Below are 14,950 nucleotides of genomic sequence, written 5' to 3'. Positions count from 1 at the left end.
GCCCGTCGCAGCGGCCCGACAACGTCCCGCCAACCTAGGATGGGGCCCATGGCGACGCCCATCACCGCGCGGCAGCGGACGGCGGCGTTCTTCGACCTCGACAAGACCATCATCGCGAAGTCGAGCACGCTCGCGTTCAGCAAGCCGTTCCAGGCCGGGGGACTCATCTCCCGGCGTGCGGTGCTGCGCAGCGCCTACGCCCAGTTCGTCTACCTCGTCGGTGGTGCGGACCACGACCAGATGGAGAAGATGCGGGCGTTCATGTCGCAGCTGTGCGCCGGCTGGGACGTCGCGACGGTCAAGGACATCGTCGCCGACACGCTGCACAACATCGTCGACCCGATCGTCTACGACGAGGCGGTCAGCCTGATCGAGGAGCACCACCTGGCCGGCCGCGACGTGGTCATCGTGTCCACGTCCGGGGCCGAGGTGGTCGGGCCGATCGGCGAGATGCTCGGCGCCGACCGGGTGGTGGCGACGCGCATGGAGATCAGCGACGGGAAGTACACCGGCGAGATCGAGTACTACGCGTACGCCGAGGCGAAGGCCGACGCGATCCTCGAGCTCGCCGAGGAGCACGGCTACGACCTGAGCCGCAGCTACGCCTACTCCGACTCCATCACCGACCTGCACATGCTCGAGGTGGTCGGGCACCCGCACGCGGTCAACCCCGACAAGGAGCTGCGCAGGGTCGCGACCACGAACGGCTGGCCGGTGCTGGTCTTCGCGCGGCCGGTGACCCTCGGCTCGCGGATGCGCCTGCCACCCGCGAAACCCACGCTCGCCGCACTGGCCGTCGGCGGGGTCGTGGTCGTCGGCGGAGCGATCCTGGTCAACATCCGGCGACGCAACCAGGCCGTCTGACCGCCCTCCGGACGGACACGCCGGACCCATGGACACGCCGGGAAGTCAAGCCTTGAGTTGCCTGTCCATCCGGCGTAGAAACGGAGTCAACAACTCCAGAACCCGCACGTGAACCGGGTACCCACGCGGCGATCCACCCTTCCTACAGGGCGCCTGTCAGATCGGGATCCTCCCGAGGCAGCAATCGAGAGTGCACGCCTGGTAGCCGTCAGGTTTCACGTGTCAGCGGCGGCACCCGAGCCACACATCCGTTTGATCGGGTGCCGTTCGCATGTCCGGGTGGTGTCGGGAGGCTCGGGTCTGGTTTCGAGACGCTCGCTGGCGCTCGCTCCTCAACCACCGAAGACCCGGTGGTTGAGGAGGAACGAGGCCCGTCTCGAACCGCCTCACGACACCGTCACGAAGGCCGCGCCGGACTCGCCTCCGCCGCCAGCGTGTACGCCTCGGCGGTGTAGAGCAGCCAGGCCTGCACCCCGCTCGTGCCGGCCGCGGACGCGTAGGCCCGCAGGTTCGACTCGTACGCCGACCGGAGCCGGCGGTGCCCCTCCTCGGGCACCAGCAGCGACTTCTCGTCGACACCGCGGGCCACCAGCACCAGGCGCTCGGCGGCCCGGGCCACGATCCCGTTGTGCGAGGCGAACGGCGCGCCCGCGGCGAGCTCGGCGTGCACCACCGCGGCGACCAGCATCGCCGGGGCCGCGGTGTCGTCGAGGAGCCGGGTGGCAAGCATGCGCAGTCGCTCGGCGGCGGCCGCGGAACGGGGCCGGCCCAGCTCGTCATCGGGCACCGTCCCGGTGCCGGCCAGCGCGTGCAGCCGGGCGAAGGCCTGGAGCGGCGATCGCGACAGTGCCGGCACCAGCGCGAGCATCTCGGTGGAGACCCGGACCGCGGCCTGGGCGGTCTCGTCCCCGCCCCGCTCCCGGACCTCCTCGAGCGTCGAGGCGGACCCCTCGAGCTGCGCGGACGCCCACGCGCCGAGCAGCAGGGACTCCGCGGTCTGCTCGGGCGACGTACGCCGCAGGCCCCGGTCGCGCAGCAGCGCGTCGACCCCGTCGCGCGCCGCGGCGTACGCCGACGGGACGCCCTCGAGCGCGGCCAGCCGGCCGAGCGGGTCGGTGCTCTGGTCGGCGCGGGAGTCGGGGCTCATGGGAGGGAAGGATGGCACGCGCGGATGGCCGCGGATCGCGCGACCCCAGCAGGTAGCCTCGACGCAATGGACACCCCGCTGGCACCGCAGGACCGGCCCACGTTCCCCGCCGAGGCCGTGGCCTGGCTGGTCGGCGCCAGTGCACGCACCGTGGTGTCCCTCGGCAGCCCGGAGGTGACCGCCGCCCTGGTCGTGGCCGGCCACGACGTGGCCACCCCGCAGGCCACGCGCGGGCGGCTCCCCTACCCCGACCGGTCCGTCGACGTGGTGGTCGCCAGCCGCGGCCTCCCCGACGACCTCGACGACGTGGCCCGGGTGCTCCGCCCCGGTGGCCACCTCGCCCTGGTGTGGAACGACCGCGACCAGCGCATCCCCTGGGCCCGCAAGCTCGACCGCTGCCTCGGCACCGAGGTGGCCGGCGACGAGCCGGCCTCCCCGCTGGTCCTCTGCCCGCACTTCGGCTTCGTCAGCGAGCAGTCGTGGCGGTGGTGGGAGCCGGTCAACCACGAGTCGCTGGAGACGCTGGTCCGCGCCGAGCTCTCCGGCCTCGCCCTGGAGGAGTGTGACCGCCGGGTGGCCGCGGCCCTCGCGCTGTACGCCGACTACGGCCGCGGGGCGGACGGCATGCAGATGCCGTGGGTCGCCCGCTGCTACAAGGCGACCGTCGTCGAGCGCCCGTGGCAGGCCCCGCACTCCATCGACGAGCACCCCGGCGAGCAGGGCGTCGACGGCCGCGCCCACCACGGGAAGCCGGTCGCCGACGAGAAGCCGGTCGACCTCCTCGAGCCGGTCGTGGTCGACCCGGAGGTGCAGGACGCCTCCGACTCCGACCTGCTGCTGATCGACTTCCGCTGACGCGCGCACGCTGACGCACGCACCCGCGCCTTGACACGCCCGCCGCGGCCGGATGATCCTGCGTGCACCAGCCACGCACTCTCGGGGGAACCACCATGCGCTTCCGCGTCGCCGCGACCGTCCTCGCCACCACCGTCCTGCTCGCCGCCGGCACCGTCTCGGTCGCCGAGGCCGCGGCCCCGGAACAGGCGCAACCCGCGGCCCTGGGCGGACAGTCCTACACCAAGAGCCGCGCGTACTCGTCGTACCGCATGGCCTGGGTGCCGCAGTTCAAGGCGTGCCTCGGCGTCTACGTCACCGCCACGGTGCGCGCCACGCTGACCGTCACCCCGATCGAGGGCGGCGCCTACCACCAGCTGCACTCGCCGCGGATCGTGAACCCGAAGATGCAGGTGACGATCAAGAAGTCCTGCGACGACGGCGCGGCAGTGAAGAAGTACCACCGGGCGAACACCGTCAACTACCGCAGCTACTTCTACGGCTACAAGTGCTCCTACAACCCGACGTTCAGCGTCGCCGTGCCGTGGTCGGTCGGCGTGGGGATCACGCCGGACTGCGGCTCGAAGAAGGTCGCGAAGCTCGGCGACACCCAGAAGCAGGCCCGCCGGGCCTATCGGTTCAAGCTGGCCACCGACGGCTACGCGTTCGGGTGGGACCAGCGCAAGACCGACACGTACCCGACCACGCTCTCCCTGTGCAGCAGCGTCTCCAGCTACTTCGTGCTGCGTGACACGGAGGGCGCCGACCGTGAGAAGGCGATGAAGAAGGTCGGCTTCGCGGACGCCTGCGTGTCCAACAAGGACTGACCGACAAGGACAGACGATGCGTCAGGTCCTGACCAGGGAGTGCCCGACTGCCTAGTCTGTGCGCATGGCGACAGGCTGGCGCCGCCGCAGGCGGCACCTCGGCACGGAGGCCGACCGCGCCACCTTCCGCACGCTGCACACCGCGTCGCTCGCCTCCCCCGCGCTCCGCGAGGGCCTGACCGCGGGCAGCGCCGAGCGCAGCAGCAAGCACCTGCGCCAGCTGCTCGGGGCGCCCGCGATCGCGCTCACCGACACCGCCGGGCTGCTGGCCTGGGACGGCAGCGGCCGGCACCATGCCGAGCAGACCTTCGCGCTGGCCAAGGCCACCGTCGAGGGCGGCGCGACCCGGGTCGCGGACCGCGACGAGCTCGCCTGCATCGTGGCCAGCTGCCAGGTCCGCAACGCGGTGGTCAGCCCGCTGGTGGTCGACGACCGGATCGTCGGCACCCTGCAGGTCTTCACCGACGGCGCCACCGCGGGCCTGGTCCGCGCCGCCGACGAGGTCGCCCAGTGGGTGTCGGGGCAGCTCGAGCTGGCCGAGCTGGACGCCTCCCGGACCCGGCTGATGGAGGCCGAGGTGCGGGCGTTGCGGGCGCAGATCAGCCCCCACTTCATCTACAACTCGCTCGGCGCGATCGCGTCGTTCGTCCGCACGGATCCCGACCGGGCCCGCGACCTGCTGCTGGAGTTCGCGGACTTCACCCGCTACTCCTTCCGCCGGCACGGCGAGTTCACGACGCTCGCCGAGGAGCTCCGGTCGGTCGAGCGCTACCTCCTTCTGGAGCAGGCCCGGTTCGGTGACCGGCTGGCGGTGACGCTGCGGATCGCGCCGGAGGTGCTCCCGGTCGCCGTACCGTTCCTGTGCATCCAGCCCCTCGTCGAGAACGCCGTGCGCCACGGCCTGGCAGGCCAGGGATCCGGGCACATCACCATCGTGGCCCGCGACTCCGACCAGTCCTGTGTCATCGAGGTCGAGGACGACGGCGCCGGCGAGGACCCCGAGAAGGTACGCCGCGCGCTGGCCGGCGAGCGGGCCTCGGACGGCTCCGACGACTCGATCGGGCTCGGCAACGTCGACGCCCGGCTGCGCGCCACGTTCGGCGACGAGTACGGCCTCGTCGTCGAGACCGCCCCCGGCGCGGGCACGAAGGTGATCGTGCGGGTGCCCAAGTTCGCCCCCGGAGTCCACGCATGACCGCCCCACGACCCCACTCGCTCCGCTCGCGCCGTCGCAGGGACCCCGCATGAGCACCTCCACCGGCAGCGGCCAGCAGGGACTGCGCGTCCTCGTCATCGACGACGAGCGGCCGGCCCTCGACGAGCTGTCCTGGCTGCTGTCGCGGGACCCGCGGGTGCAGGGCGTGCTCACCTGCGACTCGGCCACCGAGGCGCTGCGGCTCCTGCAGGACCTCGAGGTGGACGCGATCTTCCTCGACGTGCAGATGCCCGGGCTGAGCGGCTTGGAGCTGGCGCAGGTGCTGGCCCGGTTCCGGACCCCGCCGCCGGTCGTCTTCGTCACCGCGCACGAGGAGCACGCGGTCGACGCGTTCGAGCTGCGGGCGGTCGACTACGTCCTCAAGCCGGTCCGGGCCGAGCGCCTGGCCGAGGCGGTACGCCGCGTGGTCGAGGGCGCCGGACAGGGCGTCAGCGGCGAGGACGAGCAGGTGCCCGTGGAGCGCGGCGGCGTGACCCGGTTCCTCAACCGCTCCGACATCACCTACGTCGAGGCGCACGGCGACTACGCGCGCCTGCACACCGCGGAGGGGTCGCACCTGCTGCGCACCCCGCTCAGCCAGCTCGAGCAGGACTGGGGACCGGCCGGGTTCGTCCGGATCCACCGCTCCCTGCTGGTCGCGCTCGCGCACATCGACGAGGTGCGGATGGAGTCCGGCCGCTGCACGGTCGTCGTCGGGGGCACCGACCTGACGGTGAGCCGCCGGCACACCCCGGAGCTGCGCGAGCTGCTGACCCGGAGCCGGCGGTGAGCCCGCCATGACCCCGCCATGACCCCGCCATGACCGAGGGCCCACCGGAGCGGGTCCGGGTCACCGGGCCGGCCCGGCGCGCGGCCCCCCGCCGTCCCCGCACCAGCGAGATCGACGAGCAGACCCTGCTCGGGTCGGTGCTGCTCGGGTCGCTGCTGCGCAGCCAGCTCCGCCTCGCCTTCGTGACGCTGCTGCCGCTGGCCGCCTTCGCCGCCGGCGTACCCCTCGCCTTCCACCTGGCGCCCGGGCTGGCCGACGTGCGGGTGCTCGGGCTGCCGCTGGCCTGGCTGGTGCTCGGCGGGCTGGTCTACCCGTTCCTGGTGGGTCTCGGCGTCTTCTACGTGCGCCGGGCCGAGCGCAACGAGGGCGACTTCGCCGAGCTGGTGGAGATCGCGGAGCGGCCGGGCGGGGGCCTCGAGCCGTGAACGGCTCGGCGCCGAGCGTCGTCGCGGTGGTCCTGGTGACCGTCGCGACGCTGGCGATCGGCACCTGGGGGCTGCGGTTCAGCCGCACCACCAGCGACTTCTTCGTCGCCTCCCGCACGGTCCGGCCAGCGCTGAACGCCTCCGCGATCGGCGGGGAGTACCTCTCGGCCGCGTCGTTCCTCGGCGTCGCCGGACTGGTGCTGGTCTTCGGCGCCGACATGCTCTGGTACCCCGTCGGCTGGACCGCCGGCTACCTGGTGCTGCTGGTGCTGGTGGCCGCCCCGCTGCGCCGCTCCGGCGCCTACACGCTGCCCGACTTCGCCGAGGCCCGGCTCGCGTCGCCTCGGGTCCGGGCGGCGTCGTCGCTGCTGGTGGTCGCGATCGGCTGGCTGTACCTCCTCCCCCAGTTCCAGGGCGCGGGCCTGGTGATGGAGGCGGCGATCGGCGCGCCCCAGTGGCTCGGCGCGGTCGTGGTCGCCGTCGTGGTGCTGGTCAACGTGATCTCCGGCGGGATGCGGAGCATCACCTTCGTGCAGGCCTTCCAGTACTGGCTGAAGCTGACCGCACTGCTGATCCCGGCGATCGTGCTGCTCGGGGTCTGGGTCGGCGACGGCGCCCCCAACCCGGCGGACGCGGCCGGCGGCGGGGACGAGGGCTCGCTGTGGTCGCTGCCGCTGGGCAGCGGCGGCGCCGAGGGCCTCTACCTGACCTACTCGCTGATCGTCGCGACGTTCCTGGGCACCATGGGCCTCCCGCACGTGGTGGTCCGCTTCTACACGAACCCCGACGGCCGGGCCGCCCGCCGGACCACGATGGTGGTGCTCGGGCTGCTCGGGATCTTCTACCTGCTGCCGCCTGTGTACGGCGCCCTCGGCCGTGTGTACGGCGGCGACGCGCGGCCCGACGTCCTGGTGCTGGAGCTGCCGCAGCTGATGGTGCCCGGCACCGGCGGCGACCTGCTTGCGGCGCTGGTCACCGCCGGCGCCTTCGCGGCGTTCCTCTCCACCTCCTCCGGCCTGTCGATCGCGGTGGCCGGCGTGGTCTCCCAGGACGTGTTCGGCCGGGCCCGGCTCCCCGGCATCACCGCGTTCCGGCTGGGCGCGGTGGTCGCGGTCGCGGTCCCCGGGCTGCTCGCGCTGGCCGCGCCGAACGTCGGCGTTGCCCGGGCGGTGGGCCTGGCGTTCGCGGTGGCCGCGTCGACGTTCTGCCCGCTGCTGGTGCTCGGCATCTGGTGGCGCGGCCTGACCGACGTGGGCGCGCTGGCGGGGATGGCGGTCGGGTTCCTCGGCTCCGGCACCGGGGTGGTCTACGCGCTCGGCAACGAGCAGACCCTCGGCTGGGGCGCCGCGCTGCTCGGCCAGCCCGCCGCCTGGTCGGTGCCGCTGGCGTTCGCCACCATGGTCGTCGTCTCCCGCGCCACCCGCGGCCGGGTGCCGCCGCACGTGCTGCGGTTCATGGTGCGCCTGCACACGCCCGAGGCGGTCGCGCTCGACCGCGGCTGACCGGTCCCGGGGCGCCTTGCCCGACCGTTCGTCGTACGAATCGTGCCGTTCACCGACCCGCCCGCCCCGCCGGGCGACGTACCCGCCCGCACCCCTGCAATCGGGGTACGTACGCCTGTCAGCGTGAGCGCGATCACACCCGCTCCAGCACCCGAGGCGACCGAAGGGACGGCCCCCGTGACCACACACGACCAGGCCCAACGACACGATCCTGTCTACGACCGGCTGCACGAGACCGCCGAGTTCACCGAGCTGCGGCGCCGCTACCGCGGCTTCGCGTTCCCCGCCACCGTGGCATTCCTGAGCTGGTACCTGCTGTACGTCGTGATGTCGATGTGGGCGCCGGACTTCATGAGCACGAAGCTGTGGGGCAACGTCAACGTCGCCCTGGTCTTCGGCCTGCTGCAGTTCGTCACGACGTTCCTCATCGCGTGGATGTACAGCAAGTACTCCACCAAGAACCTCGACCCGCTGGCCCGCCAGCTCGACGAGGAGTACCGCGAGGGACGGGGGGAGGCGTCGTGACCGGCCAGATCACCAGCCAGCTGTCCGTGATGGCGGCGGGCACCGACCACCAGGGCCTGACCGCCATCCTCTTCCTCGCCGTGGTCGGCCTGACCATCGGCATCACCGTCTGGGCCAGCCGCCAGACCAAGGGGGCGGCCGACTACTACGCCGGCGGCCGCTCGTTCTCCGGCTTCCAGAACGGCCTGGCCATCGGCGGCGACTACATGTCCGCCGCGTCGTTCCTCGGCATCTCGGGCGCGATCGCGCTCTCGGGGTACGACGGGTTCCTCTACTCGATCGGCTTCCTCGTGGCCTGGCTGGTCGCGCTGCTGCTGGTCGCCGAGATGCTGCGCAACTCCGGCCGCTACACCATGGCCGACCAGCTGGCCTACCGGATGAAGCAGCGCCCGGTCCGCACCGCGGCCGCCACCTCCACCGTGGTCGTGTCGATCTTCTACCTGCTCGCGCAGATGGTCGGTGCCGGCGCCCTGGTCGCGCTGCTGCTGGGCATCGACAGCCAGGCGATGATCAACGTGACGATCTTCGCGGTCGGCATCCTCATGGTGTTCTACGTGACCGTCGGTGGCATGAAGGGCACCACCTGGGTGCAGATCGTCAAGGCCGTCCTGCTCATGGCCGGCTCGGCGCTGATCGTCGTCCTCGTGCTCGCGAAGTTCGACTTCAACCTCTCCGACCTGCTCGGCACCGCGGCCAGCAACAGCGGCCACGGCAGTGCGTTCCTCGAGCCCGGCCTGAAGTACGGCGCCACCACGACGTCGAAGATCGACTTCCTGTCGCTCGGCATCGCGCTGGTGCTCGGCACCGCCGGCCTGCCGCACATCCTGATCCGCTTCTACACCGTGCCGACCTCGCGGGACGCGCGGAAGTCGGTGCTGTGGGCGATCGGGCTGATCGGCACCTTCTACCTGTTCACGCTGGTGCTCGGCTTCGGTGCCGCGGCGCTGCTCGACACCGGCAGCCTGGACGCGGCCGGCAACCTGGCCTCGCCGAAGCTGGCCGAGGAGGTCGGCGGCGGTGCCGGCTCGACCGGCGGTGCGATCCTGCTCGCGGTGATCGCCGCGGTGGCGTTCGCAACGATCCTGGCGGTGGTCGCCGGACTGACGCTTACGTCGAGCGCGAGCGTGGCGCACGACCTCTACAACAGCGTCTGGAAGAAGGGGAAGGCCAGCGAGCGCGACGAGATCCGGGTGGCCCGGATCGCGGCCGGCGTGATCGGACTGATCGCGATCCTGCTGGCGATCCCGGCACAGAAGCTCAACATCGCCTTCCTCGTGGCGCTCGCGTTCGCGGTCGCGGCCTCGGCGAACCTGCCGGCGATCGTCTACAACATGTTCTGGCGGCGCTTCAACACCCGCGGCGCGGTCTGGAGCATCTACGGCGGCCTGATCTCGGCGGTCGGCCTGGTGTTCTTCTCGCCGGTGGTCTCCGGCAAGGGCATCGACCCGGTCACCGGGAAGAACCTGTCCCTGCTGCCGGCCGACATCGACATCTCGTGGTTCCCGCTGGAGAACCCGGGCATCGTGTCGATCCCGCTCGGCTTCCTGCTCGGCTACCTCGGCACGATCACGTCCCGGGAGCCGGACGCCGAGGAGCGCTACACCGAGCTGGAGGTGCGTGCGCTGACCGGCGCCGGCGCCGAGAGCGCGGTCCAGCACTGATCCCCACCACGGTGACCCGGCACATCCTGTGCCGGGTCACCGAGCCTCACCCGAGGCGAGTCGGCACATCCTGTGCCGGCCACCGAGCCCATCCGTGGCGAGCGGCAACGCGGTCGCAACGGCGCGCCGCACAGACTTCCCCCGGCGGCGTCCGCACCCTCGTCGCCGGGGGATTTCCACCCTAGGCTGGCGAGTGTTCCCGGAGGCGGGACCGCCAGCCATCGAGTTCAGGAGAGATCGTGACGGAGCAGAACGAGACCCTGTCGAACCTCATGCACGAGAACCGCCGGTTCGAGCCCCCGGCCGACATCGCGGCGAACGCGAACCTGAAGGAGGACGCGTACTCCCGGGCCGCGGCGGACCGCGAGGCGTTCTGGGCCGAGCAGGCCGAGCGGCTGGACTGGGACACGAAGTGGGACCGGGTCCTCGACTGGGACAACCCTCCGTTCGCGAAGTGGTTCGTCGGCGGCCGCATCAACGCGTCGTACAACTGCGTGGACCGGCACGTCGAGGCCGGCCGCGGCGACAAGGTCGCGATCCACTGGGTGGGCGAGCCCGAGGACGACACCCGCTCGATCACGTACGCCGAGCTGAAGGACGAGGTCTCCCGCGCCGCCAACGCGCTCACCGACCTCGGCGTCCGCACCGGCGACCGGGTCGCGATCTACATGCCCATGATCCCGGAGGCCGTGGTCGCGATGCTGGCCTGCGCCCGGATCGGCGCCCCGCACACGGTCGTGTTCGGCGGCTTCTCCTCCGACGCCCTCGCCTCCCGGCTCGACGACTGCCAGGCCAGGGTCGTGGTCACCTCCGACGGCGGCTACCGCAGGGGCGCGCCGTCCGCGCTCAAGCCGGCCGTCGACGAGGCCCGCAAGAAGGCCCCCGTCGTCGAGAAGGTGCTGGTGGTCAAGCGCACCGGACAGGACGTCGACTGGGACGACTCCGTCGACGTGTGGTGGGACGACGCCGTCGGGCAGGCGTCGAACGAGCACACCCCGGAGGCGTTCGACGCCGAGCACCCGCTCTACGTCATGTACACCTCGGGCACCACCGGGAAGCCCAAGGGCATCCTGCACACCACCGGCGGCTACCTCACCGGCGCGTCGTACACGCACTGGGCGGTCTTCGACCTCAAGGACGACGACGTCTACTGGTGCACCGCCGACATCGGCTGGGTGACCGGCCACAGCTACCTCGTCTACGGGCCGCTCGCGAACGGCGTCACGCAGGTGCTGTACGAGGGCACGCCGGACAGCCCGGAGCGCGGCCGCTGGTGGAAGATCGTCGAGCAGCACAAGGTGACGATCCTCTACACCGCGCCGACCGCGATCCGCTCGTTCATGAAGCAGGGCCGCGAGATCCCCGACAAGCACGACATGTCGTCGCTGCGGATCCTCGGCTCGGTCGGTGAGCCGATCAACCCGGAGGCCTACGTCTGGTACCGCCAGGTCATCGGCGGCGACCGCACCCCCGTGGTCGACACCTGGTGGCAGACCGAGACCGGGATGATCATGATCAGCCCGCTGCCCGGCGTCACCGCCGGCAAGCCCGGCTCGGCGATGATCCCGATCCCCGGCATCTCCGCCGACGTGGTCACCGAGGAGGGCGAGTCGGTGCCCAACGGCTCCGGCGGGTACCTCGTGCTCACCGCGCCGTGGCCGTCGATGCTGCGCACGATCTGGGGCGACGACGACCGGTTCGTCGACACCTACTGGGCGAAGTACCAGGACCAGGGCTTCTACTTCGCCGGCGACGGCGCCAAGAAGGACGAGGACGGCGACCTCTGGGTGCTCGGCCGCGTCGACGACGTCATGAACGTCTCCGGCCACCGGCTCTCCACCACCGAGATCGAGTCGGCACTCGTGTCCCACCCGAAGGTCGCGGAGGCCGCGGTCGTCGGCGCCAAGGACGAGGACACCGGCCAGGCGGTCTGCGCGTTCGTGATCCTTCGCGACGAGGCCGGCGACGGCGGCGACGACATCGTCGCCGAGCTGCGCAAGCACGTCCGCAAGGAGATCGGCCCGATCGCCACCCCGCGCCAGATCATGATCGTGCCCGAGCTCCCCAAGACCCGCTCCGGCAAGATCATGCGCCGCCTGCTCCGCGACGTCGCCGAGAACCGCGAGGTCGGCGACGTCACCACCCTCGCCGACGGTTCCGTGATGGACCTGATCAGCAAGGGCCTCTCGAGCGGCAAGTCGGAGGACTGACTCGATCGGCCAGGGCCGCGACTGCCCCGTGCGGTCGCGGCCCTGCTGTCTTTCCTGCGACTGCCATGCGGCTGCAATTGCAGCCGTATTGCATGGCGTGCTCACCCCGGAACTGTCATGGGGCCGCAATTGCCGCCGCATGACATGTTTCCACGCCCAGGAACTGTCATACCGGGGCAATTGCGGCCGTACGACGGATCGCCCGCTCTCCCCGGATGCAACGCGGCTGCAATTGCGGGCGAACGACGGGCCTGTGGATGAGTCAAGCAAGGTGGCCCCACCGTGGCGCACCCTTGCCGGCATGACAGACGACGCTTTCGACGAGAAGCGCCCGTTCACGCGTGCCGACGCGGTGCGTGCGGGCGTGGACCCACGCATCCTCCGCACATCGCTCTACCGGCGCATCTTCCGCGACGTGTGGATCCACCGTGATGCGTGGACTGACGAGACGCCGATCCGAGGCGCCCTCCACATCCATCCGCCGACGGCGTGCGCGAGCCACTTCAGTGCCGCCCGACTGTTCGGCCTGTCAGTCCCGGAGCACCCTTTCGAGCACGTGACAGTTCTGGCTCCCGACGAGCGCCGATACCGGTCGGGGATCAAGTCCCACGTCACCGAACGCCCACTCCCTGTCGTGCGTCACCGTGGCCTCCGGGTCACCCACCCACTCCGCACGTTCGTCGACCTCGCTGGCTGGCTGTCACTCGTCGACCTGGTCGTCCTCGGCGACGCCATGGTCAGGGTCCTGGGCGTGACGGCGGCCGAGATGGAGGCGTACTGCCGCGAGAGCACCGACTACTACGCCGGCCTCGCACGCCTGGGTGCTTCCTACGTCCGCGACGGTGTCGACTCCCCGATGGAGTCGCGGCTGCGGATGCTGATCGTGCTGGCCGGACTCCCCGAGCCGAAGGTCAACCACCAGCTCCTGGACAGCAGGGGCAGGGTGCGTCGCCGGTTCGACCTCAGCTATCCCCACATCAAGCTCGTCATCGAGTACGACGGCCGCCATCACATCGAGCGCGAGAAGCAGTGGACCTCCGATCTTGCCCGGCGCGAGGAGCTCGACGACGGCGAGTGGAAGATCCTCATCGTGACCTCCGACGGGATCTACCGGGAGCCTGACCGGACCTTGGCGCGGGTCCGACGAAACCTCATCCTGCGTGGCTACGGTCACGTGCCGCCGGTCGACCCGGCCTGGACGGCGCACTTCACGGCCTGACCCGACTGGGCGGTTCCGTCGCACCCAGTCAGACCGTTGGCTGCTCGCCGTACGAACGCAATTGCAGCCGCATGACAGATTTCGGCCACCTGGATGTGTCGCAAGGCTGCAATTGCAGGCGCATGACAGTTCCGAGTCGGCCAGCCCCGTCGCAAGGCTGCAGTTGCAGCCCCGCAACAGGACGGCCCGCCACCCAACCGGGCAGCGGGCCGAACCAGACCAGAAACGGTCAGCGGGCGCGGCGGGAGAGCCGGTCGATCTCCATGATCACGACCGAGCGGGGCTCGAGGCGCAGCCAGCCGCGGGAGGCGAAGTCGGCGAGCGCCTTGTTGACGGTCTCGCGAGAGGCGCCGACCAGCTGGGCGAGCTCCTCCTGAGTGAGGTCGTGGTGCACGTGGACGCCGTCGTCGGCGGTGCGGCCGAACCGGTCGGCGAGGTCGAGCAGCGCCTTGGCGACCCGGCCGGGCACGTCGGAGAAGACCAGGTCGGCGACCACGTCGTTGGCCTTGCGCAGCCGCCCGGCGAGCTGGGCGAGCAGCCCGTGCGCGACCTGCGGTCGCCCGTCGAGCCAGCGCAGGAGGTCCTCGTGCGACAGCGAGGCGAACGACGCGTCGGTCACGGTGGTGACGGTGGCGGAGCGCGGGCCCGGGTCGAACAGCGACAGCTCGCCGAACATCTGGCCGGGACCGAGGATCGCGAGGAGGTTCTCGCGGCCGTCGGAGGAGGTACGGCCGAGCTTCACCTTGCCGTCCAGCACCACGTAGAGGCGGTCACCGGAGTCACCCTCGTGGAACAGCACTTCGCCCCGGCGCAGCTTGGTCTCGCTCATCGAAGCGCGCAGGGCAGTCGCCGCCTCGTCGTCGAGCGCCGAGAAGAGCGGCGCCTGACGCAGCACGTCGTTGTCCACGAGTTCCTCCAAGGTGGTTCGTCACGGGTCCGGGGGTGATCCTATCCGTGCTCCATCTCACATGATGTCCCATGTCACGCGCCGACCCCGGCAGCCCGCGACGAAGCGGCCGCTGTCCCCACCGGGACGTAGGCTGTGCTGGTGCCCGACACCTCACTCGTACGCCGCGCGCGCAAGATCGACCGCGTGCTCGCGGAGACCTACCCCGACGCGAGGTGCGAGCTCGACTTCGACAACCCCTTCGAGCTGCTCGTGGTCACGGTGCTCAGCGCCCAGACCACCGACAAGCGGGTCAACGCGGTCCGCCCGACGCTGTTCGCCGCCTACCCCGACGCCCGGGCGATGGCCGGCGCCGAGCGCGAGAAGGTCGAGCAGATCATCCAGCCGACCGGCTTCTTCCGCGCCAAGACCGAGTCCCTGCTCAAGCTGTCGCAGGCGCTGGTCGAGCGTCATGACGGCGAGGTCCCGCCGCGCCTCGACGACCTGGTCAAGCTGCCCGGCGTCGGCCGCAAGACCGCCAACGTGGTCCTCGGCAACGCGTTCGGCATCCCGGGCGTCACGGTCGACACCCACGTCGGCCGCCTCGCCCGCCGGTTCGCCTGGACCGAAGAGAGCGACCCGGTCAAGGTCGAGCACGAGATCGGCGCGCTGTTCCCCAAGCGCGACTGGACGATGCTCAGCCACCACCTGATCTGGCACGGCCGCCGGGTCTGCCACGCCCGCAACCCCGCCTGCGGAGCCTGCCCCGTGGCGCGCTGGTGCCCGGCGTACGGCGAAGGCCCGACCGACCCCGCCAAGGCGGCCACGCTGGTTCGCACCGAGGGTCGGGCATGAGGCAGCAAGC

The 14,950-nt window shown here is 71.3% G+C and carries 14 protein-coding genes; 12 read left to right on the top strand and 2 right to left on the bottom strand.

Annotated features, from left to right (window positions below):
• Positions 1 to 48: 48 nt before the first annotated feature.
• Positions 49 to 864 carry an HAD family hydrolase gene (locus EKO23_RS06645; RefSeq protein WP_134715444.1) on the top strand — a complete coding sequence of 272 codons (816 nt, stop codon included), beginning with the start codon at positions 49 to 51 and terminating at the stop codon, positions 862 to 864.
• Between the two features lie 397 nt (positions 865 to 1,261).
• Here EKO23_RS06645 and EKO23_RS06640 read toward each other — a convergent pair whose 3' ends face one another.
• The gene (locus EKO23_RS06640; RefSeq protein WP_134715442.1) at positions 1,262 to 2,011 is read right to left on the bottom strand and encodes a Fic family protein; all 750 of its coding nucleotides are present in this window, start codon (positions 2,009 to 2,011) and stop codon (positions 1,262 to 1,264) included.
• Between the two features lie 66 nt (positions 2,012 to 2,077).
• Here EKO23_RS06640 and EKO23_RS06635 point away from each other — a divergent pair, with 66 nt between their 5' ends.
• The 10 genes from EKO23_RS06635 (at position 2,078) to EKO23_RS06590 (ending at position 13,199) form a co-directional block, all read left to right on the top strand.
• A complete protein-coding gene (locus EKO23_RS06635) occupies positions 2,078 to 2,866 on the top strand; it encodes a class I SAM-dependent methyltransferase (RefSeq protein ID WP_134715440.1) in 789 nt (262 codons plus the stop codon).
• Positions 2,867 to 2,961: 95 nt separating this feature from the next.
• Positions 2,962 to 3,672 carry a hypothetical protein gene (locus tag EKO23_RS06630; RefSeq protein ID WP_134715438.1) on the top strand — a complete coding sequence of 237 codons (711 nt, stop codon included), beginning with the start codon at positions 2,962 to 2,964 and terminating at the stop codon, positions 3,670 to 3,672.
• 64 nt (positions 3,673 to 3,736) lie between these two features.
• Positions 3,737 to 4,867 (top strand): sensor histidine kinase, encoded by a 1,131-nt coding sequence (locus EKO23_RS06625; protein WP_134715436.1) that lies wholly within the window; start codon positions 3,737 to 3,739, stop codon positions 4,865 to 4,867.
• 49 nt (positions 4,868 to 4,916) lie between these two features.
• Positions 4,917 to 5,657, top strand: a complete 741-nt coding sequence (locus EKO23_RS06620; protein WP_134715434.1) for a LytR/AlgR family response regulator transcription factor — start codon at positions 4,917 to 4,919, stop codon at positions 5,655 to 5,657.
• A 29-nt stretch (positions 5,658 to 5,686) separates the two neighbouring features.
• The gene (locus EKO23_RS06615) at positions 5,687 to 6,082 is read left to right on the top strand and encodes a hypothetical protein (protein WP_167880349.1); all 396 of its coding nucleotides are present in this window, start codon (positions 5,687 to 5,689) and stop codon (positions 6,080 to 6,082) included.
• Positions 6,079 to 7,584, top strand: a complete 1,506-nt coding sequence (locus tag EKO23_RS06610; RefSeq protein WP_167880348.1) for a sodium/solute symporter — start codon at positions 6,079 to 6,081, stop codon at positions 7,582 to 7,584. The genes EKO23_RS06615 and EKO23_RS06610 overlap by 4 nt, the downstream gene beginning before the upstream one ends.
• A gap of 177 nt (positions 7,585 to 7,761) precedes the next feature.
• Positions 7,762 to 8,109: a DUF485 domain-containing protein gene (locus tag EKO23_RS06605; RefSeq protein ID WP_134715430.1), complete on the top strand. Its 348-nt coding sequence runs from the start codon at positions 7,762 to 7,764 to the stop codon at positions 8,107 to 8,109.
• A gap of 29 nt (positions 8,110 to 8,138) precedes the next feature.
• On the top strand, positions 8,139 to 9,770 hold the full coding sequence (locus EKO23_RS06600) for a solute symporter family protein (RefSeq protein WP_134715532.1): 1,632 nt from the start codon (positions 8,139 to 8,141) through the stop codon (positions 9,768 to 9,770).
• 272 nt (positions 9,771 to 10,042) lie between these two features.
• Positions 10,043 to 11,980, top strand: a complete 1,938-nt coding sequence (gene acs / locus EKO23_RS06595) for an acetate--CoA ligase (RefSeq protein ID WP_134715530.1) — start codon at positions 10,043 to 10,045, stop codon at positions 11,978 to 11,980.
• Positions 11,981 to 12,077: 97 nt separating this feature from the next.
• Positions 12,078 to 13,199: a DUF559 domain-containing protein gene (locus EKO23_RS06590; RefSeq protein ID WP_134715428.1), complete on the top strand. Its 1,122-nt coding sequence runs from the start codon at positions 12,078 to 12,080 to the stop codon at positions 13,197 to 13,199.
• 229 nt (positions 13,200 to 13,428) lie between these two features.
• Here EKO23_RS06590 and EKO23_RS06585 read toward each other — a convergent pair whose 3' ends face one another.
• The gene (locus EKO23_RS06585) at positions 13,429 to 14,106 is read right to left on the bottom strand and encodes a Crp/Fnr family transcriptional regulator (protein ID WP_134715426.1); all 678 of its coding nucleotides are present in this window, start codon (positions 14,104 to 14,106) and stop codon (positions 13,429 to 13,431) included.
• A gap of 141 nt (positions 14,107 to 14,247) precedes the next feature.
• Between EKO23_RS06585 and nth the strand changes: the two genes are divergently transcribed.
• Positions 14,248 to 14,940 carry an endonuclease III gene (nth, locus tag EKO23_RS06580; protein ID WP_217702506.1) on the top strand — a complete coding sequence of 231 codons (693 nt, stop codon included), beginning with the start codon at positions 14,248 to 14,250 and terminating at the stop codon, positions 14,938 to 14,940.
• The last annotated feature ends 10 nt before the right edge of the window (positions 14,941 to 14,950 follow it).

This window comes from Nocardioides guangzhouensis (assembly GCF_004519545.1).
GTDB classification, from domain to species: domain Bacteria; phylum Actinomycetota; class Actinomycetes; order Propionibacteriales; family Nocardioidaceae; genus Nocardioides; species Nocardioides guangzhouensis.
This window is presented reverse-complemented; position numbering and strand designations above follow the sequence as displayed.

Excerpts from the sequence above, each read along its gene's own strand:
- EKO23_RS06645 (WP_134715444.1), top strand. The coding sequence starts at position 49 with ATGGCGACGCCCATCACCGCGCGGCAGCGGACGGCGGCGTTCTTCGAC.
- EKO23_RS06640 (WP_134715442.1), bottom strand. The coding sequence starts at position 2,011 with ATGAGCCCCGACTCCCGCGCCGACCAGAGCACCGACCCGCTCGGCCGG.
- EKO23_RS06635 (WP_134715440.1), top strand. The coding sequence starts at position 2,078 with ATGGACACCCCGCTGGCACCGCAGGACCGGCCCACGTTCCCCGCCGAG.
- EKO23_RS06630 (WP_134715438.1), top strand. The coding sequence starts at position 2,962 with ATGCGCTTCCGCGTCGCCGCGACCGTCCTCGCCACCACCGTCCTGCTC.
- EKO23_RS06625 (WP_134715436.1), top strand. The coding sequence starts at position 3,737 with ATGGCGACAGGCTGGCGCCGCCGCAGGCGGCACCTCGGCACGGAGGCC.
- EKO23_RS06620 (WP_134715434.1), top strand. The coding sequence starts at position 4,917 with ATGAGCACCTCCACCGGCAGCGGCCAGCAGGGACTGCGCGTCCTCGTC.
- EKO23_RS06615 (WP_167880349.1), top strand. The coding sequence starts at position 5,687 with ATGACCGAGGGCCCACCGGAGCGGGTCCGGGTCACCGGGCCGGCCCGG.
- EKO23_RS06600 (WP_134715532.1), top strand. The coding sequence starts at position 8,139 with ATGGCGGCGGGCACCGACCACCAGGGCCTGACCGCCATCCTCTTCCTC.
- acs (WP_134715530.1), top strand. The coding sequence starts at position 10,043 with ATGCACGAGAACCGCCGGTTCGAGCCCCCGGCCGACATCGCGGCGAAC.